Source organism: Streptomyces sp. NPDC038200 (assembly GCF_055600785.1).
In genome coordinates, this window is sequence record NZ_JBVJYH010000004.1 from 513,279 (window position 1) to 535,036 (window position 21,758).

The following is a 21,758-nucleotide window of genomic DNA, read 5'->3' on the forward strand; positions in this document are numbered from 1 at the left end:
AGGGCGGCACACGGCTGCCCCTGCGGCACCGGGCGAGCGGTCCCGCCCCCCGGCCGGCGCCCCGCCCCCGGCACCCCGCCCCTGGCACCCGGCGCCCCGCACCCGGCACCCACGCAGGAGACCCCATGACGGCGAACCCGAGCTTCACCGAGCTGGCACACCGCGTCACCGAGGCCGGCGGCACCCCGGCCTACGGCCACGACGCGCTCATCACCTGCGACCGCCTGGTCCGTGTCTTCAGCACGGACGGCGTGGAGGTCCAAGCACTCCAGGGCCTGGACCTCCTCGTCCGCGAGGGGGAGCTGATGGCCCTGGTCGGCGCCTCCGGCAGCGGCAAGTCCACGCTCATGAACATCCTCGCCGGACTGGACACCCCCACCGCGGGCGCGGCCCGCGTCGCCGGCCGCGACCTGCTCACCATGACGGCCGCCGACCGCCTCGCCTACCGCCGCGAGGTCGTCGGCTTCGTCTGGCAGCAGACCGCCCGCAACCTGCTTCCCTACCTCACCGCGGCCCAGAACGTCGCCCTCCCCCTCCAGCTGTCCGGCACCCGCAAGGGCCGCCGGGCGCGCGCGGAACGCGTCCTGGAACTCCTGGAGCTGCTCCAGGTGGCCGACTGCCGCGACCGCCGCCCGCAGCAGATGTCCGGCGGCCAGCAGCAGCGCGTCGCGATCGCCGTGGCCCTCGCGAACGGCCCCGCGGTGCTGCTCGCCGACGAACCCACCGGCGAACTCGACTCCCACACCGCGACGCAGATCTTCGACGCGTTCCGCACCGCCAACGAGAGCCTGGGCACGACGATCGTCATCGTCACCCACGACCAGGCGGTGGCGGGCGAGGTCCGCCGTACGGTGGCGATCCGGGACGGCCGCACCTCCACCGAGGTGCTGCGCCGCAGCGAGATCGACGCGGCGACCGGCCACGAGACGGTCGTCGCCCGCGAGTACGCCATGCTCGACCGGGCGGGCCGCCTCCAGCTGCCCGCCGACTACCTCCGCGCTCTGGACATGCGTGACCGCGTGGCCCTGGAACTGGAGCCCGACCACATCGGCGTCTGGCCGGACGACACCCGGTGAGACATGCGCATGCCAAGAAGGCGCGCGGTTCAGCGCACGCGGTTCAGCGCACGCGGTTCAGCGCACGCGGTTCAGCGCACGCGGTTCAGCGCACGCGGTTCAGCGCACGCGGTTCAGCGCACGCTGAGCCCGAAGGACCCGAGGCCCGCGTGCCGCACGGCCACCGAGCCGTACGGGGTACGCAGCCGCAGCCACGCCCCCGAGGAGAACAGCCCCGTGTCCTCCGGTCCGGTCCCCGGCCGCAGGAAGCCCAGGGACTGGGCCGCGTGCACGGCCCGCACCGGCAGCCGGGTGCCGTCGATCCGCCGGGACCAGATGTCCCGCCCGATCCGGTCCAGCTCCGCGCGGGTACGGCCGTCCGGCCCCAGCTCCTCGGTGCGGGAGCGGAATTCGGCCACCGCGGCGGCGACCGTGGCGCGCAGCGCGTCCGGCGCGGGCAGTCCGGGCTCGGCCCGCCAGCCGGCACGCGGCGGCAGCACCCCGGCCCACGGCGGTCCCGTGACCGCGCCGGGGACGGCGGCGGTGGCGGCCCGCTCGTCCACGGACTCCAGGAACTCGCCGGCCGACACGGTCACGTCGAGGGCGACGTCGAGTCCGTCCTCGTACGGCTTGGCCAGCCGCACCGCGCGGACGGCGAGCACCTCGAAGGAGGGCGGCCGGCCGAAGACGGCGAGGGCGGTGCCGGCCGCCTGCAGCCGCACCGCGGCCCCGCGGTCGTAGCGCAGCAGCCGGGACAGGAAGGCGGCGAGGTCGGCCGCCTCCCTCTCGTCGGCCAGGTGCAGCACCGTCATGCGGCGACGGCCTTCTCACCGTCGGGCTCGTCCCGGTACTCCTGGAGGAACTCGCGTTCCTCCGCGGTGATCCGGCGCGGCCGTTCGGTCTCGAAGTCGAACGGCACGACGACGGTCGAGGCCCTCACATAGACCAGGTCGGCGTCCTTCACCTCGTAGGCGACGGTGAAGGACGCGGCCCGGATCTCGGTGATCCACAGCTCGATGTCCACCGGGTGGTGCCGGTGGGCGAGCTGCCGCTTGTAGTCGATCTCATGGCGAGCCACCACGGACCCCTGCTTGAACTCCTTGTCCGGGCGGAACAGGAAGTCGATGCGGGCCTCCTCCAGGTAGCGGACGAAGACCGCGTTGTTGACATGGCCGTACGCGTCCATGTCCGACCAGCGCAGCGGGCAGCGGTAGAGATGCCGCAAGGTCGATCAGCCCCGGGTCAGCTTCTTGTAGGTGGCGCGGTGCGGGCGCGCGGCGTCCGCACCCAGCCGCTCGATCTTGTTCTTCTCGTACGACTCGAAGTTGCCCTCGAACCAGAACCACTTCGACTCACCCTCGTAGGCGAGGATGTGCGTCGCGACGCGGTCCAGGAACCACCGGTCGTGGGAGACGACGACGGCGCAGCCGGGGAAGTCCAGCAGGGCGTTCTCCAGGCTGGAGAGCGTCTCGACGTCGAGGTCGTTGGTGGGCTCGTCGAGGAGCAGCAGGTTGCCGCCCTGCTTCAGGGTCAGCGCCAGGTTGAGCCGGTTGCGCTCACCACCGGACAGGACGCCGGTCGGCTTCTGCTGGTCGGGGCCCTTGAAGCCGAAGGCCGACACGTACGCCCGGCTCGGCATCTCGACCTGTCCGACGTTGATGTAGTCGAGTCCGTCGGACACGACCTCCCACAGCGTCTTCTTCGGGTCGAGGTTCTCGCGGCTCTGGTCGACGTAGGAGATCTTGACGGTCTCGCCGACCTTGATGTCACCGGAGTCCGGCGTCTCCAGCCCCTGGATCATCTTGAACAGGGTGGTCTTGCCGGCGCCGTTCGGGCCGATGACGCCCACGATGCCGTTGCGCGGCAGCGTGAAGCTGAGGCCGTCCACCAGGACCTTCTCGCCGAAGGCCTTGCTCAGCTTGTCGACCTCGACGACGATGCTGCCCAGGCGCGGGCCCGGCGGGATCTGGATCTCCTCGAAGTCCAGCTTCCGCATCTTGTCGGCCTCGGCGGCCATCTCCTCGTAGCGAGCGAGACGGGCCTTGGACTTGGCCTGACGCCCCTTGGCGTTCGACCGCACCCACTCCAGCTCTTCCTTGAGCCGCTTCTGCCGCTTGGCGTCCTTCTGGCCCTCGACCTTGAGACGGGTGGCCTTGGTCTCCAGGTACTTGGAGTAGTTGCCCTCGTAGCCGTGCAGGCGGCCGCGGTCGACCTCGCAGATCCAGCCGGCGACGTTGTCCAGGAAGTACCGGTCGTGGGTGACGGCCACGATGGTGCCCGGGTACTTGGCCAGGTGCTGCTCCAGCCAGTTCACGGACTCGGCGTCGAGGTGGTTGGTGGGCTCGTCGAGGAGCAGCAGGTCGGGCTGCTCCAGCAGCAGCTTGCAGAGCGCGACGCGGCGCTTCTCACCACCGGAGAGGTTGGTGACGGGCCAGTCGCCGGGCGGGCAGCCCAGCGCGTCCATGGCCTGCTCCAGCTGGGCGTCGAGGTCCCATGCGTTGGCGTGGTCCAGCTCCTCCTGGAGCTTGCCCATCTCGTCGAGCAGCGCGTCGGAGTAGTCGGTCGCCATCAGCTCGGCGATCTCGTTGAACCGGTCGAGCTTGCCCTTGATCTCGGCGACGCCGTCCTGGACGTTCTCCAGGACGGTCTTCTCCTCGTCGAGCGGGGGCTCCTGGAGCAGGATGCCGACGCTGTAGCCGGGAGACAGGAACGCGTCGCCGTTGGACGGCTGCTCCAGCCCCGCCATGATCTTCAGCACGGTCGACTTACCGGCACCGTTCGGACCGACGACGCCGATCTTGGCACCCGGCAGGAAGTTCAGGGTGACGTCGTCGAGAATCACCTTGTCGCCGTGCGCCTTGCGCGCCTTGCGCATGGTGTAAATGAACTCAGCCAAGAGAAACCGTCCGGCAGCTTGAAACTGGCAGTGGGCAGATACACCCCATCTTGCCGTACCGCCACCCTTACGGGGAAACCCGTTGGGTCGAGAGGCCCTGATCTGGGGTTTCGCCGCTGCGGGCCGGGGCGCCTGTCACTGTCGGTCACCCTTGTGCGACCTCGGAGGGGGATCGATGGACGAGGTAGGACGCGTAGTCGTTGCCGCTGGGCATCTGGAGCTCGAACCGCGAGGCCCTCGGTGGGCCCATGCCTCCCTGTGTGTCCTGGACGCCGTCTTCTCCATCAACGCCCACTACGAGCGGCACACGGTCCCGACCTGTCGCCGCTACGCGGCCTGGGCCGGCATCTCCGTTCCGCTGTCCGGTGGCGGGCGACTCCCTGTCCCCGACGAGCAACCGCTTCAAGGCTTCGTCACGCACATACGGACCCACGGCGAAGCGGCCTTCTCTTCCGAGGTCTTGCAGAACAGGCAGCGCACACGGGCACACCGCGATGCCCCACTGAAGGCGGAGGCCGCCCGTCGGTACGCCGAGATCCTGGTATCCCACGGCGTCTCCACCCTGGCCGATGCCAACGCGCTGCTCGCCGACTCGGGCAACCTGGCGGCCGTTGAGCGTGACCTCGCCGGGGTTGCCGGCCACGGCTCCGGCGCACGTCTCGCCTACCTGTGGATGCTCCTGGGGGACGACAGCCGCATCAAGCCGGACCGTATGGTCCTTCGATGGCTGCAGACAGTGCTGCGGCGTACGGTGACCACGGCCCAAGCGATCGGGCTCATCACCGAGGCCGCGGCACGCTCGAGGTGCACACCGTGGGAGCTGGACCACGCGATCTGGGCGGTCCAGCGGAAGGTCAGACCGCGGCGAATACCCTGAGACCCGCACGCAACAGCCATGCGCACCCGGATCCGGAACGGCTTCGGCGGGCCCCTCGGTGACCTGCCCGGCCCTGGCGCGGCGCGGCAGCGGCCGTCTGCACGTGACGCTGCGCCGTCCCCACGGGAACCGGAGCGCCCGCTTCGACCGGCCGCCCGCCGCGTGGAGGCTCGCGTCGGCGCTCGGCTCACCCGGGCTTTCGCCCCCGGTGGCCGTGGCTTGTCCGCCGCCCGGGGGCGCCGGGCGGCGGCTGACGTACTCGGGTGGAGATGAGTACGTGCGCTCTGTTCGGCGCCGCGGGGAGCGGAGACGCTGGGGGCATGCCTCAGGGACTGCGTAAATCCGTGGTGGAGTTGTTGTCGATCTTCGTGTCGGCCGGGGTGTCGGCCGGTCTGTGGGCTGCCTGGCTGGGCTGGGACCAGCAGCGGGACGTGCAGCCCGACGGCACGACGACCGGACCGTACGAAGCGTGGCAGGTGATCGGACTGGTGGTGACGCTGCTGGTGCCGGTGTGCTGGGCGGCCTACCGGCACCATGTGGTGAGTGCCGTGCTCGGCACCACGGCGGGGCTCACCCTTGCCGCCTACTGCGACTGGTCGGACGACTCCAGCGGTCTCTTCGCGATCGGCGTGGCCCTGGTCATGCTGGGCAGCCTCGTCGGGACCATGATCGTATCCGCGGTGATCGCCACTGCCGCGCGAGACCTGTGAGCGACGCGCCCCGGCCGCACGCCGCCGGGGCTGTCACCGCTCTCGCGGCGCGGCCGCCGCTCCGGGGACTGCGTACGCCCCGGTGACCGCAGCCGGCCGGTCACTCCCCGGTGGACGTCTCCTTGCGGCGGAGCACCACCAGCACCGCTCCGCCGATCACCACCAGCCCGATGGCCAGCCCGGCGATCATCGGGGTGATCGCGGACCCGCCCGTGGCGGCGAGGTCGGTGTCGGGCGGCGTGGTGTTCCCGTCGATCGAGACGGGGGTGGGCTCACCGAGGGTCTGGACGGACTTGGTGGTGAGGGCGCCCTGGGTCCTGCAGTCGAGGACGCCGGTGAAGCGGTGGCTGAAGCCGTTCGGGCCGGTGATCGTGAAGTCGTACGGCTGGTCCTCCTGGAGCGGTACCGTCACCGTGCGGGAGCCCCCGGCGGGGATCGTGTGCTCGGCGCCCGAGAGCCGGAAGGTGAACGGCTTGTCACCCTTGTTGACCGCGGTGACGTCCACGCCGCCCTTGGCGCAGTTCTTGCGTGCCGAGACCGCCGGTACGGCGGCCTCGGCCGTCCAGCCGGCCGTCGCGGTCGCGGAGACCGTGGACTCGCTGGAGCCGGCCAAGATCTGGGTCTGGCTGCGGCTGTCGGCGGCGAAGACGCGGCCCACCGGCACGGTCGTCGACGCCTGCACCGTCAGCCGGGCCGTGCCGTCCGCGGCGTCCTCGGGGATGTCGAAGTACAGCCGGCTGCCGTCCTTCGCCGACGTCATCACCTTGCCGGTCCTGTCGATGATCCGCACCCCGTCGGCGACCGCTTCCTCCGGCGGACTCACCGTGACGGCAGCCGCGTTGGTGTGCACCGTCACCGGCCCGAGCAGATCACCCGGCCGGCCGGAGAGCGCGGGCGGGTCCAGGGTGAGCGAGGCCTGTGGCTCGGCGACGCTCCGGGCGCTCTTCTCCAGATAGTCGGCGAGCTTCTCGGCCCGCGGGTCGACGGCGTCGACCTTTGCGTCGTCGGAGTAGCGCCAGATGGCCACCTGGGTGCCGGCCGCCGCGTCCTGCTCGGTCAGCCCGCTCACGCCCGCCTTACGGGCGAGCGCGGCGAGGTCGTTGACCTGGGGGTAGGAGTTCTGCAGGATCCAGCGGATGCGGCCCGCGTCCTTGTTGACGGCCAGTGAGGTGCCGCTCCAGGAGGTCTCCTGGTAGTGGGCGTCGCGCTGGGTGGGGTTGTGGAGGTCCACGCAGTACGTCTGCAGGGTGCCGCCGCCGTCCACGGACATCTCGAACAGGCCCGCTTCCACCTGCTGGTCGCCGCCGTCCTCGTGGAGGACTGCCTCGCCGTAGGTCTTGAGACCGTTGATCGTGGCCGTCGCCCCGCCCTGGGTCTGCGGTATCTCCTCGGCCACGGCCGTACCGGCGCCGGACAGCACACCGGCCGCCACGAGGCCCGTCACCGCGGTGGCGGCGGCCACGCGGGCCGTCCCGGTGGATCGGCAGAACCCAGCAAGCGCAGGAAGCACGTAATTCCCCTTCGAGCAGGACCCGTTGGACGTGGGGGACGGTCCCACCAGCAGAATCGGCAGCCCCTAAGGGCATGCCCGGCATCCTATGGATCAGCCGGAGCGTCACCCGCCGGTCGGATCATCCGATGGCCGATCCGATCCGCAATCGTTATCGCCGGGACCTTCCATGAGCTGCCGTTATCGACAAATCCACCGGTTCGCGCGGTGTGTTCACATGGCAGGGGCAGGACTCCGAGAGCCGGTCGGCGGTCGACGGCGGTGCCCGCGCCGTCCGCCGACGCGGGCACGGGCGCCGGCGGGAGCGCGGGCACGAGCCGGAGCGCGGGCACGAGCCGGAGCGCGGGCACGAGCCGGAGCGCGGGCGCGGATGCAACAACTGACGTCAGGTCACGGTCGCTGGTTCTCGGTCCTGTTGGGGCACCGGTCCGTCCTGTGCCTCGGCCGGAGGTGTCTCCCAGTTCGGCTCGGGGCGGGTCGCCGTCGCCGCCCCCTCCGGTTTGGCCGCGCGCTGGAAGAGCGCCGTACCACGCGTCAGGTCGTGGCCGATCGCCACGGCGTCGATGTCCGCGGAGGCCCACTGCTGCTGGCCCTCCCGCGCTTCCGTGCGCACCTTCAGCCGGCCCTGGACGACGACCGGCTGGCCCACCTCCACGCAGGCGGCCACGTTGAGCGCGAGCTGGCGGTTGGCCCACACCGTGAAGAAGTTGGTGTGCCCGTCCGTCCAGGTGCTCTTCTCCCGGTCCCAGTAGCGCGCGGTCACCGCCAGCCGGAACCGGGCCGACGGCCCCGCCCCCACCTCGCGGTACACCGGCTGGGTCGCCACGTTGCCCACCACACAGACGATGGTCTCGTTCACGTCCTCACTCCCCTCCCCGCCCGAGCCCCTTCCGGCCGGGCGTGCACACGCACGGGCCCGTCCCGTACGGTCGCGTCTGCCGTACGGGCGCCCACGACTTGCGTACGCGCCCGCAGATCCGTCGACCGCCCGCACCGCCCGCCGTGTCTCCGGCCGGACCCGCCCGTGCGATCGCCGTGACCTCAGACTGCCTCCGCCGGGCCGGGCCCGCTGAGCACTGTGGACGGCCACCCGCCTGTGGAAAACCCCGCCACCCGCACGAGTGACGTCCTCCCCCTCTCCCCCACCAAGCTCCCCCACCAGCCGCCCCCTGCCGGAGCCACCAGCGGCCCTCACGGAAGCCCAGCGGCCCTCACGGAAGCCGAGCGGCCCTCGCGGAAGCCCGTGGCCCTCGCGGAAGCCCGTGGCCCTCGGCGGCCGGCCTTCACCCCACCCCCGCGCCGGCCCCCGACCCGTTCCGCACGACCCTGCCGTACTGCTCCCGCACCTCCCGGTAGCGCAGCAGCTCCGACGCCACGGGATCGAGCACCCGCGCCCGGCCGCAGCTGGCCGCCGCCTCCCGCAGCCGCCGTTCCGCCTCCTGGCCGTAGCGCCGTGCGGGCCCTCGTGCAGCCATCCGGCAGGCCCACTCCACCAGCGGGCCGCCGACGATCCCGCACACCATCAACAGCACCGGGACGCCCAGGTTGGGTGCCATCACCCCGGCGATCTGCCCCGCCAGCCACGCACCGCCCACGATCTGCAGCAGCGTCATCGCCGCCTGCACCAGCACGGCCACCGGCCACCAGCCCGGCCGCGGCGGACGGCCCGGCGGCAGTCCGGCCCGCGCCGCCAGGTCGTCCAGCGCCTCGGACAACCCCTGGGAGCCGCGTACCGCCGACTCGCGCACCGCCTGGGCCCACGGCGTGGGCAGCCCGGCCGACGCCCGGTCCGAGACCGTACGCACCGCCTGTTCCACCCGCTGGCGGGCCGTCGACTCCTCGTCCGCCTGGGCGCGCACCTGGATACGGCCCGTCGTGGACTCGCTGCGGCCCTGGTACCAGCGCCACAGCCGCAGCCAGGGCGTGCCGCAGGCGCGGTTGGCGTTGCGCAGCCAGGCACGCTCGGCGGCCTCGCCCGCCGCGGTGGCACCCACCGCGTCCGCGAGCCGCGCGGCGAACTCCTCACGCGCCTCCTCGCTGAGGCCGGACCGCCGTCCGGTGGCGTAGACGGGCCGCAGCTCGCTCGCGGCGGCGTCCACGTCGGCCGACACCCGGCGGGCCGCCGCGCCGCGCTCCGCCACGAACTCGCCGAGCGCCTCGCGCAGGTCACCGACGCCCTCGCCGGTGAGCGCGGACAGCGCGAGCACGGTGGCACCCGGTTCGCCGTACTCGCCGAGCGCGATCCCGTCCTCGTCCAGCAGGCGTCGCAGGTCGTCCAGGACCTGGTCGGCGGCGTCGCCGGGCAGCCGGTCCACCTGGTTGAGGACGATGAACATGACCTCCGCGTGGCCCGCCATCGGGCGGAGATAGCGCTCGTGCAGGATGGCGTCGGCGTACTTCTCGGGGTCGACCACCCAGATGACCGCGTCGACCAACTTCAGAATCCGGTCGACCTGTTCACGGTGCTGTACGGCGGCGGAGTCGTGGTCGGGCAGGTCGATCAGGACCAGCCCGCGCAGCGGACCTTCGGAGTCCGGACCGTTCAGCGGCCGGCGACGCAGCCGGCCCGGGATGCCCAGCCGGTCGATGAGGCCGGCCGCGCCGTCGCTCCAGCTGCACGCGATGGGTGCGGCCGTGGTCGGACGACGTACGCCGGTCTCCGAAATGGCCACTCCGGCGAGTGCGTTGAACAACTGTGACTTGCCGCTGCCGGTGGCACCGGCCAGGGCCACGACGGTGTGCCGGCCGGACAGCTTCCGGCGAGAGGTGGCCTCGTCCAGGACCCGGCCCGCCTCGGCGAGGGTGGCGTTGTCCAGGCGGGTGCGGGACAGCCCGACGAGTTCGCGCAGGGCGTCGAGGCGGGAGCGCAGCGGGCCGTCGTACGCCAGCGGGGACGGGGCCTGGCTGCCCGGTCCGCGGTGCGCGGGCTCGGCGGCGGAGGCACGTTCGGCGGCGAGGGCGGCGGCGTTCGCCTCGGTGACGCGCCGCGCGATGAGCCCGTCGTCCCAGACCTCCTCGGAGCCGGGCTCGGCGTCCGCGGTGGTGCCGGCGCCGGCGTGGGATCCGGCGCCGCCGCTGGAGCGGGTGCCGGTGCCGCTGCCGGTGTCCGTGGCGGCGTCGGTGGTGGTGTTCGAGGGCTTGGCTGTCACCGCCGGGCGGGTCTTCGAGGAGGGGAGGAGCGGCCGGGGGACCGAGACACCTTCCTCGGCGGCGTGCCCACGGGCGGGACGGTCGCGATCGGCGGCACGGTCGCGATCAGCCGAACGGACATGATCGGCGGGTCGAGCGTGCTCGGCACCACGGTCACGATCGGCGGCACCACGGTCACGAACGGCGGAACGGACGTGCTCGGCGCTGCGGTCACGATCGGCGGGACGGTCACCGTCGGCGTTCTCGTCCGGCACGCGTGCGAGGCGCTTCCGGTCGGTGTTCTCACCGTCCCCGGTGCCCTCGCCGATCTCACGGCTCTCGCGGATCTTGCCGTTCTCTGCGCTCTTCCCGTTCTTCCCGTGCGTTCCGCTCTCGACGGTCTCGCTGCTTCCGCTGCTTCCGCTGTTCCCGCCGCTTTCGCCGAGTCCGCCGCTTCCGCCGCTTCCGCCGTTGTCGGCCCTTCCGCCGTGCTCCGCCCTCACGCGCGCGTGTCGGCCGCCGACGACGACGCCCATGCCGCCCGCTTCCTCCCGACCCGCGCCCGCGTCCCCGCCCCCACTCCTTCGGCTGCTCGCGTCCACGGTCCCGCTGCCGTCCCGGCTCCCACCCGTGCTCTTTCCCTCACGCTCGATCCCGGCCCCGGCACTGGCACTGGCACTGGCCTGAGCCTCGTTCGTGGACTGGCTGATGACGGCGGGGCGGAGGTCGGCAGGGGGGTCGGCGTGGGGCCCGTCGTCGTCGCGGTCCGCCTTGGAGAGGCTCGGGCGCATTTCCGGGAGACCGCCCGCGCGCTCCACGCCGTCCGTGGCGCCGGAACCGGCGTGACCGCTGCGTTCCATGGATCCTCTGTCGCCGCTGTCGCTGCCGTGTTCGATGCGCCTCATGTGGTCGGTGTGATCCGTGTGGTCCTGGTCAGTGACGGCGGTCACCGGTCACCTCTCCTTCTGCAGTGCGGACAGCGCGGCGATGAGTTCGGCCTGGGGGTCGGGCTGGACGTCCAGGGCGTCGAGCGGGGCGAGGCGCCGTTCGCGTTCGGCCTGCATGACACGGTCCACGTGCTCGGCGAGCAGCCGCCCGGCCCGGTCGCGCAGCCGCAGCACGCCGTGCGCGCCGAGCCGCTCGGCGAGCCCCTCGCCGGCGGTACGCGCCCGGCGCCCGCCCAGCACCGCCGTGGCGACGAGGGCCGCGACGACCTCCGCGTCGGGTCCGCCGTTGCGCTCCAGCACCCGGACCTCGTCCTCGGCGTACTCCTCCAGCTCGCGCCGCCAGCGCCGGGCCGCGAGCCCGATGCGGTGCTCGGCGCTCTCCAGGGAGATGTCGCTCCCGGCGAGTTCCGGGGCGCGGGCGGCGGGCTCGCGGCGCCAGACGTCGTCGATGCGCTCGTCGGCGGCGGTGACGGAGCAGAGCAGGAGCGCGGCCAGACTCTCCACGAGGGCGTCGAGGAGTTCCCCGGCGGTGCAGTCCAGGGGGAAGGCGCGCCACCGTTTGAGGGCGTCCCCGGCGAGTACGGCACCGGCCTGGAGGCGGCCCCGCACGCGCGCGTGCTCGTTGTCGTAGGCGGCGTCCACGGCGGAGGTGAGCCGGAGGGCAGCCGCGTACTGGGCGGCGGCGGCGCCGGCCAGCTCGGACATGCGGGGCTTGAGCGAGTTGAGGACGCCGTGGACCGTACGGGTCATGACCTGCTGCCGGGCGGCGGAGTCCTGGACGTGATGGACGAGCCAGGTGCGCAGGGCGGCGACGGCGGTGCCGGGCAGCAGGCCGGCGCCCCAGGCCGACTCGGGCAGCTCGGGCACGGTGAATCGGGGTACGTCCCCGAGTCCGGCTTTGGTGAGCAGGGCGCCGTACTGCCGGGAGACCTCGGAGACGACCTGATGGGGGACCCGGTCCAGGACGGTGATGAGGGTCGCGTCGTACTCCTTGGCGGTGCGGAGCAGGTGCCAGGGGACGGCGTCGGCGTAGCGGGCGGCCGTGGTGACCATGATCCAGATGTCGGCGGCGCAGATCAGTTCCGCGGCGAGGACGCGGTTGTCGGCGACCAGGGAGTCGACGTCGGGAGCGTCGAGGAGGGCGAGCCCGCGCGGGAGCGTGTCCGCCGTCTCGACGCGGAGCACGCGCTCGGGGTCCCCCTCGGAGAACAGCATCTCGTCGACGGGGTCCTGCTGGGGCACCCATACGCGGGTCAGTTCGGGGAGCACACGCATGCCGCTGAACCAGTGATGATCCTCCGGATGGCAGACGAGGACGGGCGTCCGGGTGGTCGGCCGGAGCACGCCCGCCTCGCTCACGCGCCTGCCGACGAGGGAATTGACGAGCGTCGACTTGCCCGCGCCGGTGGAGCCGCCGACCACGGCGAGCAGCGGCGCCTCGGGATGTTGCAAGCGGGGCACGAGATAGTCGTCGAGCTGCGCCAGGAGTTCGTCGCGGTTCGCACGCGCGCGTGGGGCCCCGGCCAGGGGCAGCGGAAAGCGTGCGGCGGCGACACGGTCGCGCAGAGCGGAGAGAGTGTCGAGCAGCTGAGGCCGTACGTCCAAGGTCACCACATGCGAAGAATGCCCAATTTTAGGGGAATTCTGAAGCATATGGACATGTCTGCGTGCCGACAGAACAGATCGGGCGGAAGGGACGACCGGGACACGGGCACAGTCCAGGCATAACGAGTGCACAACACCCGGGGCGTCAGGCGCCAAAAGCGGTGCACGATTCGTACCTGCCTGCGATTATCAGGACCGCTTCACCGAACCTCCACATCGAGCCACGGAGGCGAAGCGACAGGGTCAAGGAACCGGGAGCCCTATCCTTGTCCCCGGCAACGTCACGGATCAGCCCACACCCGGGCACCAGGCACGAGGCCACCACCCGGCCCCCGTAGCTCAGTGGATAGAGCAGGCGCCTTCTAAGCGCTTGGCCGCAGGTTCGAGTCCTGCCGGGGGCGCCACTCCTCGCCCTCCCGCTCGGGAGGGCTTTTTGCTGGTCAGAGCGGCTGTCAGTGGGAACGACGAAGCCCCGGACGCCCTCTTGACGATCAAGGGCGGACTCCGGGGCTGTCCGGCTGTCACCGGGTTTTCGCGGGTGGCCGTGTCGAATGCGTGTCGAAGTTCTCGACCGGCCGAAGATCAGCCAGCGCCCGGAACCTCCGCCTCAGGAAGGTCACCCGCGGCTTCCAGCCGCCGCTTCAGGTCCGGCAGCTGCCCGTCGATGCACCGGGCGTACGTCGCCAGCAGCACGGCGACACTGTTCCCGGCCCACTCGGCCACCTGGGCGGGCGGGATGCCGTCGTTGAGCCACTTCGTCAGGCGCGTATTGCGGTTGTCGTACACACGCCGTCCGGTGGGCGACTCGAAGACGTGCGGGGGCAGTACAGCCTTACGCGCGCTGCGCCACGCCCGACGGATGACGGAGCCGGCGAGGATGCCGCCGTACTCGCCCTGGAACAGAAGATCACCCGGCTGAAGCTGCTCGTCCTCGATGTGCTGTCGCAGGATGCGCGTCAGGGCCGGATGCCCCGGCACCGTGCGGGTCTCGCCCTCGGCACGGCCTTTCAGGTCACGCTGTTCGTGGATCTCCCCCGTGTCGGTCCACTGCTTCCCGATCTCCGGGGTGGCCGTGTGGATCAGCAGCTCGCACCACTGGTCGTCGGCGTCGGGTTCCGGCAGGGTCACGTCCTCCACCCGCATGGCTACCGCTTCCTCGGGCCGGGGACCGCAGTAGTACAGCGTGGCGAAGAAGGCATGGAGCCGCTTGCCGCCCCGCGGCCGGCGCCGGATCCAGTCGAGGATCGCCGCCGCCTGCTCGGTATTCAGCAAGGACCGCTTGTCCACGGCGTTCGTGGTCTTCGTTACCGTCGTCGACTCCTTGCCCTTGGGAAGAGGGTTGGCCCGAAGGATGCGCCGCCGGATCGCGTTCTTCATCGCGACATTGAGGATTCGGCGGTTGCGCTTCCGGGACCAGGCCGCCGCTTGCTTCCCATCGAGGCGGGTGTCGATGGCGTGCAGGACCTGGTCGACCTTCTCCGGGTCTTCCCAGGCCGAGACGGGCAGGGAGTTCCGCTCCACCCACTTCAGGACGGCCACCACGTCTGGAGGCGTTTCCGGACGCCGGTTGGTGTTGAACGCCCATTCGCGAAGGGCCGTCCGCACGGCCGCAGGTGCGAACTGGGTGGGCTTTACCCGCAGCAGGGCGATGGTGGTGGCGGTCAGGGTCTTCGCGATGTTCTTGCGACTGTTGCCGCCGAGGTGAGGCCACCGGGCGTCCACGTACTCGACGGCGAACTTGTACCAGCTCATGGCAGCCGACTTGGAGCGATGAGACACCGGGAGACCCGTGGCGACGACGAAGGCCTCGCCCTTGCCCGTGGCCCGGATGAGTTCCGAGCGGAAGCCCTCGGCGAGCGCGACGGTGTTGAAGGGCTCACGCCAGCGCTTGCCCGCGACCACCCAGCGCACGGTGTACGTGGTCTTCCGGGCGCCCTTGTAGGTGAGGATCTTGTAGACCTTCACGTCGTACGTCGTCTCCATCAGGCAGCGTCCTCACGGTCGTCGAGCCAGTGATCGAGATCGCTCCGCCGGATCCGGAGGTCGCCGTTCGGGAGCTTGATGCATCGCGGCGCACGGCGCTTGGCCCGCCAGTCGTAGAAGGTCGAGCGGGAGATGGCCAGTTCCTCGCAGACCTCCGCGAGGGTGAGCATGGTGCGTCGTGACCGGATGGCCGTGGTCATTCCGTGCTCCCTTCGTTCAGGAGGGCTTCGCGAGCGGTCTCGCGGTTGGTCTGGAGGTCACGGGCGATGGTCGCGGCGAGGGCGGCTTCGCCCGGCGTGTGGCCGTGACCGGCGTACTGCCAGTCGGCCAGGACGAGGACGGTGTCCGGCACACGGTCGTCGAGGCCGAGGACGGATGCCTCTTGAGCGGCGCGGTAGTCGGCGCGTTCCTGGCGGAGGGCGCCGAGGGTGGTGGAGTAGGTGCGCGACTTGGACGAGAAGTGCCCGCGGAAGCCGAGCATGTGGGCCCAGGCCCAGAGACGCCGGTCGGGGTAGAGGCTGTCCAGATCGCGGCACGCGGTGATGAGCCGGCGGGTGTGGTCCGGGACCTGGTGGCGGTCGAGTTCGGCGAGTTCGCCGATACGGCGGTCCAGGGTGCCGGTGTTCTCGGCGGCTTTGGTGGCGTACTTGGCGACGTACGAGGCGACGGCCTGTTCGGTGATGTCGGAGCCGTCCCCGAAGGCCTTGACCGGGCGGACGTCGAGCTGTCGGCCCCAGCGGAAGGTACGGGCGGGTTCGTCACCGGCAGCCGGGACCGAGACGGAGGTGTACGAGTGCACTGCGGCGGCACGTACAGCGTCCGTGAGGACATCGACCGTGGCCCAGGCGGGCGGGGGTGTCCCGGGCCCCTCCGGGCCGTCGAGGCGTACGACGGCGTGGAAGTGCAAGGCGCCGCGCTTCTGGAACTCGGCGACCTTGCCGTACGAGACGCGGAGGTGTTCGGCGAGTTCGCGGCGGGGCAGGCCGGCGCGGGCGGCGAGTTCGCGGCGGAGTCGCGTGGTGAAGCGCTGCCAGAGCTGCCCGGCGTGGTTGTTGAACAACACGGCGCCCGCGTAGTCGTAGCTGTCCGGATCGAGCGCGGTGCCCAGCTCCGGAGCGTCGAGCGCGTGCGGGGTGCCGCAGCGGCAGGTGCCGTGATCGGGACGGTTGTGGACCGGGCCGAACGAGGGGGCCGTGAGGGTGGCGAAGACGCGCGGGTGATCGCGGACGGTGGCGGGAATGTCGCGGCGGTCATCTCCGGCCAGGCCGGCGCGGATCAGGTGGTACGTGTCGCCCGCGTAGGTCCAGGCGCAGGAGGGGCAGCGGGAGGCGCGGCGGTTGCCGCAGGCGAGGCGGAGGCGTCCGCCCGGCTCCTTCTCGGTGGAGTAGTGGTGCAGGGTCTCGCCGGTGGTCTTGTCCTTGTGGAGGACCCAGCCGGTGAGGTGGATCGGGTCGGAGCAGCCGCCGGTGCGACGGATCTGGTCCTCCCAGCGGGCGTAGTCCGAGGCCGAGGCCACGCGGAGCACGTCCCCGAGAGTGATCGGGTCAAGCAATGTGTCGGGCATGGGCGCACTCGGTGTCGCGGCTGAGGCGCGGTGGGCCATGCTTGGGGTTCCTTCCGGTTGCGGGATCGGACAGGGACGGCGCCCGGGCGGCGGATGCTTGGCGGTATCGAGGCCGCCCGGGGGCCGGTCAGCGACGCTTGGCGTCGGAGGCGAGCAGGGAGCGCAGGACGACCGCGCAGACGGCGACCGAGGCGCCGGTGACGGCGACCGCCAGGAGCAGGGAGACCAGGACGGCTCCGAGCACCAGGACGACGGCCGTGCCACCGCCCACGAGGGCGAGGACTGTGCCGGGGCTGAGCTGGACCGTGGGCCGGGACAGCGCCGGAGTGGGCTGGGCGGCCAGCGGGGTCTCTGCGTGCCGGGTGACGGTGGTCGGCTCGATGACGGCGGGCGGTGTGCCGAGCGCGCTCGGCGTGGGCATGGTGGGGATCTTCGGGCGGAACATCGGTGGTCTCCTCTCGCGGGCTGGTTACTTGACGAGGGCGTTGATGGCCGGGGCGAGGACGCTGTCGGCGAGGAGGAAGCCGCCGAGCAGGAGGACGACGATGAGCCAGGCGGGCGGGCGGATGAGCTTGACGCCGAGGTAGCCGACGGCGAGCAGCGTGAGCCAGAGCGGGACCTGCATGGCGGATGTCTCCTAGCGGATGCGGCAGCGGTGGGTGCGGGCGGCGAGCTGAGCCGCGGACTGGCTGGAGTAGTCGGCGGACCAGCCGCAGCCGTCGGAGCTGCACACGGCGGCGTGCTTGGTCTGGCCGTTGCGATCGCGGTGCGTGCCGATCTGCACCGGGCCGATGCGCATCACGGAGTGGAAATGGTCGCGGGCAGGCATGTCAGTCGGTCTCCTCTCGGGTCGTCGCCGGGGCGGGGAAGCCGGCACGGATGTCGGCGGCGGTGGCCGGGTCGGCGGTGAGGCGGGCGGCTTCCTCGGCGAGCAGGTGGGCGAGGAAGGGCCGATTGGCGGCGGCCATCTCACGGGCACCGTCTAGGTAGTCGGAGACGGTCAGGTCGGCCGGGTCACGGATCACTGGTCTTCCTCTCTCGCCGATCAGGCGAGGTGGGCGGCGATGGCGTCGGCGAGGTGGGGCGGGACGCCGAGGCGGGAGCGCAGGGTGTCGGGGTCGATCGGGGCCCCGGTGCGAGCGCGGTACTCGTCGGCGACTTTGCGGGCGTGGTCGACCAGGACGGCAGGGACCTGAGGAGCGGGGGCCGGGGCGGGAGCTTGGTCCGAAGGGGCGGGGGCCGCGTCAGGGTCGGGCACGGCTTCTGTGGCCGAAGCGGCTTCGGCGTCCGGTGCCTGCTGCTGGGCTGGGGGCTCGGCGCCCTCCGCCTCCGCGACGGGTGCCGACGGCAACGGCTTCGACTCCGTAGCCGACGAGTGAGCGAGGAGCGTGCCGCCGAGGAAGGCAAGAGCAGGCCATCCGGCGATGCCGAGGCGGAGCAAGGCGGGCGGGTCGGTCAGGTCGAGAAACCCGGCGGTGGCGACGTTGGCACCGAGCGAGGCGCAGAGCGCGACCAGGAACCAGCACCAGGCCAGCCGGGACGGGCCCTCACTGCGCAGACGCCGCCAGGCGGCCACCAGGAGCAGGTCGACACTGACCGGGTAGGCCCATGCCTTCCACCCGTTCTGTCCGGCGGCGGAGGCCAGGTCGTGCAGATGCGCGAAGGACAGTGCGCCGGCGATGACGGCCTGCACCAGGACCGCGTCGACGCGGAGGCCGTGACGAGCACCCATCAGGAGTCACCCGGGTAGGCGGGGCCGCCGTCGGGGTCGTAGCCGTCCGGGAACACGCCGGGCGGCGGCTCCGGCAGGGAGACGGCGAGGGACGGACTGACGGCTTCCACGAAATCGAGGTCGGCGCCGGTCGTGTCGGCGTAGAGGGCGAGTTGGCCGAGCAGGAGCACGGTCCGGGCAAAGTCCTCGCAGTTCGGGCACACAGCGAGATCTCCCTTCTTTGGGCATGGCGGGGTAGGGACTTGGCGCGAGAGCGGTCACGCCGACCGGTGGGAATCCGAGAAGTCAGGCGGCAGCCGGGGAAGGCTTGGCCGTCGGCGAGGAAGCGTCGGCCGAGCCGGAGAGAGTGGGCCGGAACGGAGCCAGCTCGGGCAGGTCCGGAGTCCGATCGGCATGCCGGTTGCAGATGTTCACGGCCTGTCGAAGCGAGGTGTGCGGGGCACGGATGCGGTGCCACCCTCCGGACGAGTCGCCCGCGATGGCGAGCCCCCGCATCTCCGCCGGGATCTGGATGGCGGCGAGGACGGCGTCCGGGGCGATGTCGCCGAAGGCCATGTTGGCGGAAGTCTCGTCGTTGACACGGTGCGCGGTACGGCCGGTGAGCTGGGCTCGGAGCATGGTGATGCCCTTGCCGAGTTCGGAGCCGAAGCGCTGCCCACAGATTTCGAGGTAGATACCGGCCGCTCGGCCGAGCTGGGCGAGGCGGATCAGGGCGGTGATGATGCGGTCCCGGCGCTTCTCCTCCTCCTTGTTGGCGTAGAGGGCGAGTTCGGCAACCTCGTCGACCAGGACCACGACCGGGGTCGGGCGCAGATCGGACGGCAGGTCCCAGATGTCGGCGGCGATCTCCGCGTCCGGCACGTCCGCGGCGAGGCGCTGCTGAGCCCGGATGACCTGATAGATGCGCTCCATCCGGATCACGAGGGCATCTAGCACATCGGCAGCGGTGTCGGGGTTGTCGGCCAGCGCGGAGAACCGGCGGGCCAATGGGAACAGCTCAACCCCCTGCTTGCAGTCGATACCGACGAGGGCGACGTCCATCGGGGCGAGTCCGGCGACCAGGTTGCGTTGGTAGACGGACTTGCCGGACTCCGTGGCCCCGAGGGTGAGGGCATGGGGTATCGCCCGGTAGTCGCGGTAGTGCACCGAGCTGTCCTGCCGCAGGGCGACCGGCACCCGCATCGGCCGGGTCTCGGTCTCGGCCGGCATCTGCACCCGCTTGAGCACGTCGTAGCCGGTCATCCGCACCTCCACGACGCCGGAACGCAGCTCCCGCGAGGTCACGCCGTACATCGAGAAGGAATGCCGGAGCCGGTCCGATGCTGCGGCGACATCGAAGGCGTCCTGCCCAGGCCGGAGCTTGAGCCGCAGAACCAGGCCGGTACGAGTCGGCCTCAGCCGCAGAATGCGCGGGGCGCGTGGCCCCGGTACCGGCCGGTTGGTGGCACGGGCGAGGGCGAGCCGCCACCGCGCGGGCGGAACGCTCAGCCCGCACGCGTCCATGACGGAGCCGTACCGGACCAAGACCCGCACCACGGCCAGCGTGACCCCAAAGGACAACCAGTACCAGGCGGGGCGCCGCCACCGCAGAACACCTACGGCGGCGGCGACCAGCACCAGGACGACCGTTAAAGCGGTCATGATCAGGCCGCCTTGGGCCTTGCGGCGGCATCGGCGAGCGAAGTGACCGCGACCGCGCGGAACGCGATGCCGTGCCGCTTCTGGCCGTTGAAGTCGTTCTCCCAGGGCCGGGCGATCAGGCCGGTAAGCGCGACCGGCGTGCCCATGGCCAGCTCGCCGGTGATGCCGGGCTCCGGGACGGTGATGGAGAGGATCTCCACCTCCTCGTTCGCCGCAAACATCACGTCGACCGTCATCAGCTTGGCCCCGGTCTCGGCGTCGGTGGCGATTTCACCAGTACGACGGTCACGGACCTTGACTTGCGGGGACTTGGCCACCATCACGACGGCGCCGGAGGTGTCAACGGGGATCTGACGCACAGAGAACACTCCTCTATAGCTGCTGAACTCTGTCACTCATGTACATGAGTGACAGGAAGAAGAGTGCCCGACTCCTATACATGAGTCAACCCGCCACGAAGAAGAACTCGTGACGGGTCGCGGAGAGTTGAGCGCGCGTCAGTCGGCGGCAGGGATCCGGAACTCGAAAACGAACTGGTCAGCGGCCATGAGGGTGTCGCACACCTCGACCACGAGACCTGCGGTCGTACGAGCTTCCCGGATCAGGTGAACCACGGGTGCCCCCGGGCTCAGCGCCAACTCTGAGGCTTCCGCTTTGGAGGCCGGCCGCGCTTGCAGCGTCTCGACGAACTCCGCGAACTCGTGTCCGTGATCTTCGAGTCGGGCGTAGATGCCACCGCCGCCGGGGTTCTCGGCGAACAGCTCCGGGATGTCCTTCACGACGTCCCAGGGCAGGTACGACGTCGCGGTCTCAACCGGGGTGCCGTTACGGAAGTAGAGACGCCGGCGAGCCAGCACCTGCGTACCGACCGGAACGCCCAGCCGCTGGGCGGCGTCCTCCGGCACATCCATGGGCCCGATGTAGAGCACGCTGACCTTGGCGGTGGCGCCGGACTGCGCGGACTCCGCAAGATAGGCCGCCTGCCCTCCCTGCCGGAGCGAACGCCGGAAGCGATCGGAGGAGCGGTGCCGCACCGGAGGCCGGTTCTTCACGATCGAGCCCTTGCCGTGCCGGGTCTCAACGAGCCCGCTCGCCCGCACCTCGACCATGGCCTTACGGATGGTCCCGCCGGACACGCCGTAGCGCTCCACCAGCTCAGACTCACTCGGCACCATGTCGCCAGGCTTGAGTACCCCCGCCCGGATCTGTTGCACGATCTCGTCCGCGATCTGCACGTACCGAGGTCCGGACCCGACCCCTCCAGCCGCAGTTCCCATAGTCCTTCTCTGCCTCCTATGCTCCTCTACATGAGTCAATCACAGGAAGCAAGGCCGTCCCCCTTGCACTCCGTGTCCGTGGCCGGAGTGGTGGTGCGCGAGGACGGCCGCCTCCTGGCGATCCGCCGAGCCGACAACGGCACCTGGGAGCTCCCCGGCGGCATCCTCGAACTCGACGAGACTCCCGAGGCCGGCGTAGCCCGCGAGGTCCTGGAGGAGACAGGCATCCACGTCGAGGTGGACGAGCTGACCGGCGTCTACAAGAATCTCACCCGCGGCATCGTGGCCCTGGTCTTCCGCTGCAAGCCCTCCGGCGGCACCGAGCGCACTTCGAGCGAGTCCACGGCGGTTTCCTGGCTCACGCCCAACGAGGTCAGCGAGCGCATGTCCGAGGTGTTCTCGGTCAGGCTTCTGGATGCCTTGGACGGCAGCGGTCCCCACGTACGCAGCCACGACGGCAAGCGCCTCATCCCAGCGGGATAAAACCTTCTCTCCTTCATCAAGGCGGCTCGCTCCGCTCACCGCGCGCGGCCCGGTCCCCGGCCGGGCCTGCGCTCCTGTCTCCGCCCCGCTCCAGCCCGGCCGGCGTCCGCACCGCGCGCACAGCAATCAGCCGCCTGACGCCAGAGAAGGGGTACGTCGTGGCTGGGGCGGTCGGCTCCACGGCTTTAGCCACCTCCCCGGTCCGGGTCCCGCGTCGAGCAAGACCAGGGGGCCACTCGTGCACATTGCGGGCAGGTCCAAAGCCTGCCCGAGTTGCCAACCAGCGTACGGCCCCCTGGTCATGCCCGACCCCAGACCGGGCAGGCCACCGGCCAAACCCGCTCCGCCG

General features: G+C 71.3%; 23 protein-coding genes and 1 tRNA gene. 5 read left to right on the forward strand and 19 right to left on the reverse strand.

What is annotated here, in order from left to right:
* The first annotated feature begins 125 nt into the window (after window positions 1-125).
* The gene (locus ACZ7KF_RS12080) at window positions 126-1,076 is read left to right on the forward strand and encodes an ABC transporter ATP-binding protein (RefSeq protein WP_471072121.1); all 951 of its coding nucleotides are present in this window, start codon (window positions 126-128) and stop codon (window positions 1,074-1,076) included.
* 113 nt (window positions 1,077-1,189) lie between these two features.
* Here ACZ7KF_RS12080 and ACZ7KF_RS12085 read toward each other — a convergent pair whose 3' ends face one another.
* Genes ACZ7KF_RS12085 through ettA form a run of 3 tightly spaced genes read right to left on the reverse strand, consistent with a single transcriptional unit; the run spans window position 1,190 to window position 3,951 of the window.
* Window positions 1,190-1,867 carry a DUF8185 domain-containing protein gene (locus ACZ7KF_RS12085; RefSeq protein ID WP_471072123.1) on the reverse strand — a complete coding sequence of 226 codons (678 nt, stop codon included), beginning with the start codon at window positions 1,865-1,867 and terminating at the stop codon, window positions 1,190-1,192.
* A complete protein-coding gene (locus tag ACZ7KF_RS12090; RefSeq protein WP_471072126.1) occupies window positions 1,864-2,280 on the reverse strand; it encodes an acyl-CoA thioesterase in 417 nt (138 codons plus the stop codon). Before ACZ7KF_RS12090 ends, ACZ7KF_RS12085 begins: the two co-directional genes overlap by 4 nt.
* 6 nt (window positions 2,281-2,286) lie before the next feature.
* Window positions 2,287-3,951: an energy-dependent translational throttle protein EttA gene (ettA, locus tag ACZ7KF_RS12095; protein WP_471072129.1), complete on the reverse strand. Its 1,665-nt coding sequence runs from the start codon at window positions 3,949-3,951 to the stop codon at window positions 2,287-2,289.
* Between the two features lie 460 nt (window positions 3,952-4,411).
* On the opposite strand from ettA, the gene ACZ7KF_RS12100 reads away from it, so the two are divergent.
* Window positions 4,412-4,828: a hypothetical protein gene (locus ACZ7KF_RS12100; RefSeq protein WP_471072132.1), complete on the forward strand. Its 417-nt coding sequence runs from the start codon at window positions 4,412-4,414 to the stop codon at window positions 4,826-4,828.
* A 320-nt stretch (window positions 4,829-5,148) separates the two neighbouring features.
* A complete protein-coding gene (locus ACZ7KF_RS12105; protein ID WP_471072135.1) occupies window positions 5,149-5,538 on the forward strand; it encodes a hypothetical protein in 390 nt (129 codons plus the stop codon).
* 100 nt (window positions 5,539-5,638) lie between these two features.
* Here ACZ7KF_RS12105 and ACZ7KF_RS12110 read toward each other — a convergent pair whose 3' ends face one another.
* From ACZ7KF_RS12110 to ACZ7KF_RS12125, 4 genes are all read right to left on the reverse strand, one after another.
* Complete coding sequence (locus ACZ7KF_RS12110) at window positions 5,639-7,000, reverse strand: Cys-Gln thioester bond-forming surface protein (protein ID WP_471072138.1); 1,362 nt, start codon at window positions 6,998-7,000, stop codon at window positions 5,639-5,641.
* 433 nt (window positions 7,001-7,433) lie between these two features.
* Window positions 7,434-7,907 (reverse strand): single-stranded DNA-binding protein, encoded by a 474-nt coding sequence (locus ACZ7KF_RS12115; RefSeq protein WP_471072141.1) that lies wholly within the window; start codon window positions 7,905-7,907, stop codon window positions 7,434-7,436.
* 424 nt (window positions 7,908-8,331) lie between these two features.
* Entirely contained in the window at window positions 8,332-10,713 is a 2,382-nt protein-coding gene (locus ACZ7KF_RS12120; protein ID WP_471072264.1) for a YfjP family GTPase, read from the reverse strand.
* 417 nt (window positions 10,714-11,130) lie between these two features.
* Window positions 11,131-12,738 carry a dynamin family protein gene (locus tag ACZ7KF_RS12125; protein ID WP_471072144.1) on the reverse strand — a complete coding sequence of 536 codons (1,608 nt, stop codon included), beginning with the start codon at window positions 12,736-12,738 and terminating at the stop codon, window positions 11,131-11,133.
* 319 nt (window positions 12,739-13,057) lie between these two features.
* Here ACZ7KF_RS12125 and ACZ7KF_RS12130 point away from each other — a divergent pair.
* Window positions 13,058-13,133: transfer RNA gene (locus ACZ7KF_RS12130), tRNA-Arg, on the forward strand.
* A 178-nt stretch (window positions 13,134-13,311) separates the two neighbouring features.
* Here the strand turns inward: ACZ7KF_RS12130 and ACZ7KF_RS12135 are convergent.
* The 12 genes from ACZ7KF_RS12135 to ACZ7KF_RS12190 all read right to left on the reverse strand — a co-directional run bounded on the left by ACZ7KF_RS12135 (window position 13,312) and on the right by ACZ7KF_RS12190 (window position 20,926).
* On the reverse strand, window positions 13,312-14,712 hold the full coding sequence (locus ACZ7KF_RS12135; RefSeq protein WP_471072147.1) for a tyrosine-type recombinase/integrase: 1,401 nt from the start codon (window positions 14,710-14,712) through the stop codon (window positions 13,312-13,314).
* Window positions 14,712-14,912, reverse strand: coding sequence for a helix-turn-helix transcriptional regulator (locus ACZ7KF_RS12140; RefSeq protein WP_171156200.1), 201 nt, complete (start codon window positions 14,910-14,912; stop codon window positions 14,712-14,714). Before ACZ7KF_RS12140 ends, ACZ7KF_RS12135 begins: the two co-directional genes overlap by 1 nt.
* On the reverse strand, window positions 14,909-16,276 hold the full coding sequence (gene repSA / locus ACZ7KF_RS12145; RefSeq protein ID WP_471072151.1) for a replication initiator protein RepSA: 1,368 nt from the start codon (window positions 16,274-16,276) through the stop codon (window positions 14,909-14,911). The genes ACZ7KF_RS12140 and repSA overlap by 4 nt, the downstream gene beginning before the upstream one ends.
* 127 nt (window positions 16,277-16,403) lie before the next feature.
* The gene (locus tag ACZ7KF_RS12150) at window positions 16,404-16,721 is read right to left on the reverse strand and encodes a SpdD-like protein (protein WP_471072154.1); all 318 of its coding nucleotides are present in this window, start codon (window positions 16,719-16,721) and stop codon (window positions 16,404-16,406) included.
* A 24-nt stretch (window positions 16,722-16,745) separates the two neighbouring features.
* Window positions 16,746-16,901 carry a hypothetical protein gene (locus tag ACZ7KF_RS12155; protein WP_471072157.1) on the reverse strand — a complete coding sequence of 52 codons (156 nt, stop codon included), beginning with the start codon at window positions 16,899-16,901 and terminating at the stop codon, window positions 16,746-16,748.
* Window positions 16,902-16,913: 12 nt separating this feature from the next.
* A complete protein-coding gene (locus tag ACZ7KF_RS12160) occupies window positions 16,914-17,105 on the reverse strand; it encodes a mobile element transfer protein (RefSeq protein ID WP_356131067.1) in 192 nt (63 codons plus the stop codon).
* A 1-nt stretch (window position 17,106) separates the two neighbouring features.
* On the reverse strand, window positions 17,107-17,301 hold the full coding sequence (locus tag ACZ7KF_RS12165; RefSeq protein WP_471072160.1) for a hypothetical protein: 195 nt from the start codon (window positions 17,299-17,301) through the stop codon (window positions 17,107-17,109).
* 20 nt (window positions 17,302-17,321) lie between these two features.
* Window positions 17,322-18,008 carry a DUF2637 domain-containing protein gene (locus ACZ7KF_RS12170; RefSeq protein ID WP_471072163.1) on the reverse strand — a complete coding sequence of 229 codons (687 nt, stop codon included), beginning with the start codon at window positions 18,006-18,008 and terminating at the stop codon, window positions 17,322-17,324.
* Window positions 18,008-18,178 (reverse strand): hypothetical protein, encoded by a 171-nt coding sequence (locus tag ACZ7KF_RS12175; RefSeq protein WP_471072165.1) that lies wholly within the window; start codon window positions 18,176-18,178, stop codon window positions 18,008-18,010. The genes ACZ7KF_RS12170 and ACZ7KF_RS12175 overlap by 1 nt, the downstream gene beginning before the upstream one ends.
* 115 nt (window positions 18,179-18,293) lie before the next feature.
* Window positions 18,294-19,649, reverse strand: coding sequence for an FtsK/SpoIIIE domain-containing protein (locus ACZ7KF_RS12180; RefSeq protein ID WP_471072168.1), 1,356 nt, complete (start codon window positions 19,647-19,649; stop codon window positions 18,294-18,296).
* 2 nt (window positions 19,650-19,651) lie between these two features.
* Complete coding sequence (locus ACZ7KF_RS12185) at window positions 19,652-20,008, reverse strand: SCO3933 family regulatory protein (RefSeq protein ID WP_171156182.1); 357 nt, start codon at window positions 20,006-20,008, stop codon at window positions 19,652-19,654.
* A 138-nt stretch (window positions 20,009-20,146) separates the two neighbouring features.
* Window positions 20,147-20,926 carry a GntR family transcriptional regulator gene (locus ACZ7KF_RS12190; protein ID WP_471072171.1) on the reverse strand — a complete coding sequence of 260 codons (780 nt, stop codon included), beginning with the start codon at window positions 20,924-20,926 and terminating at the stop codon, window positions 20,147-20,149.
* Between the two features lie 18 nt (window positions 20,927-20,944).
* On the opposite strand from ACZ7KF_RS12190, the gene ACZ7KF_RS12195 reads away from it, so the two are divergent.
* Window positions 20,945-21,409 carry an NUDIX hydrolase gene (locus tag ACZ7KF_RS12195; RefSeq protein ID WP_471072174.1) on the forward strand — a complete coding sequence of 155 codons (465 nt, stop codon included), beginning with the start codon at window positions 20,945-20,947 and terminating at the stop codon, window positions 21,407-21,409.
* The last annotated feature ends 349 nt before the right edge of the window (window positions 21,410-21,758 follow it).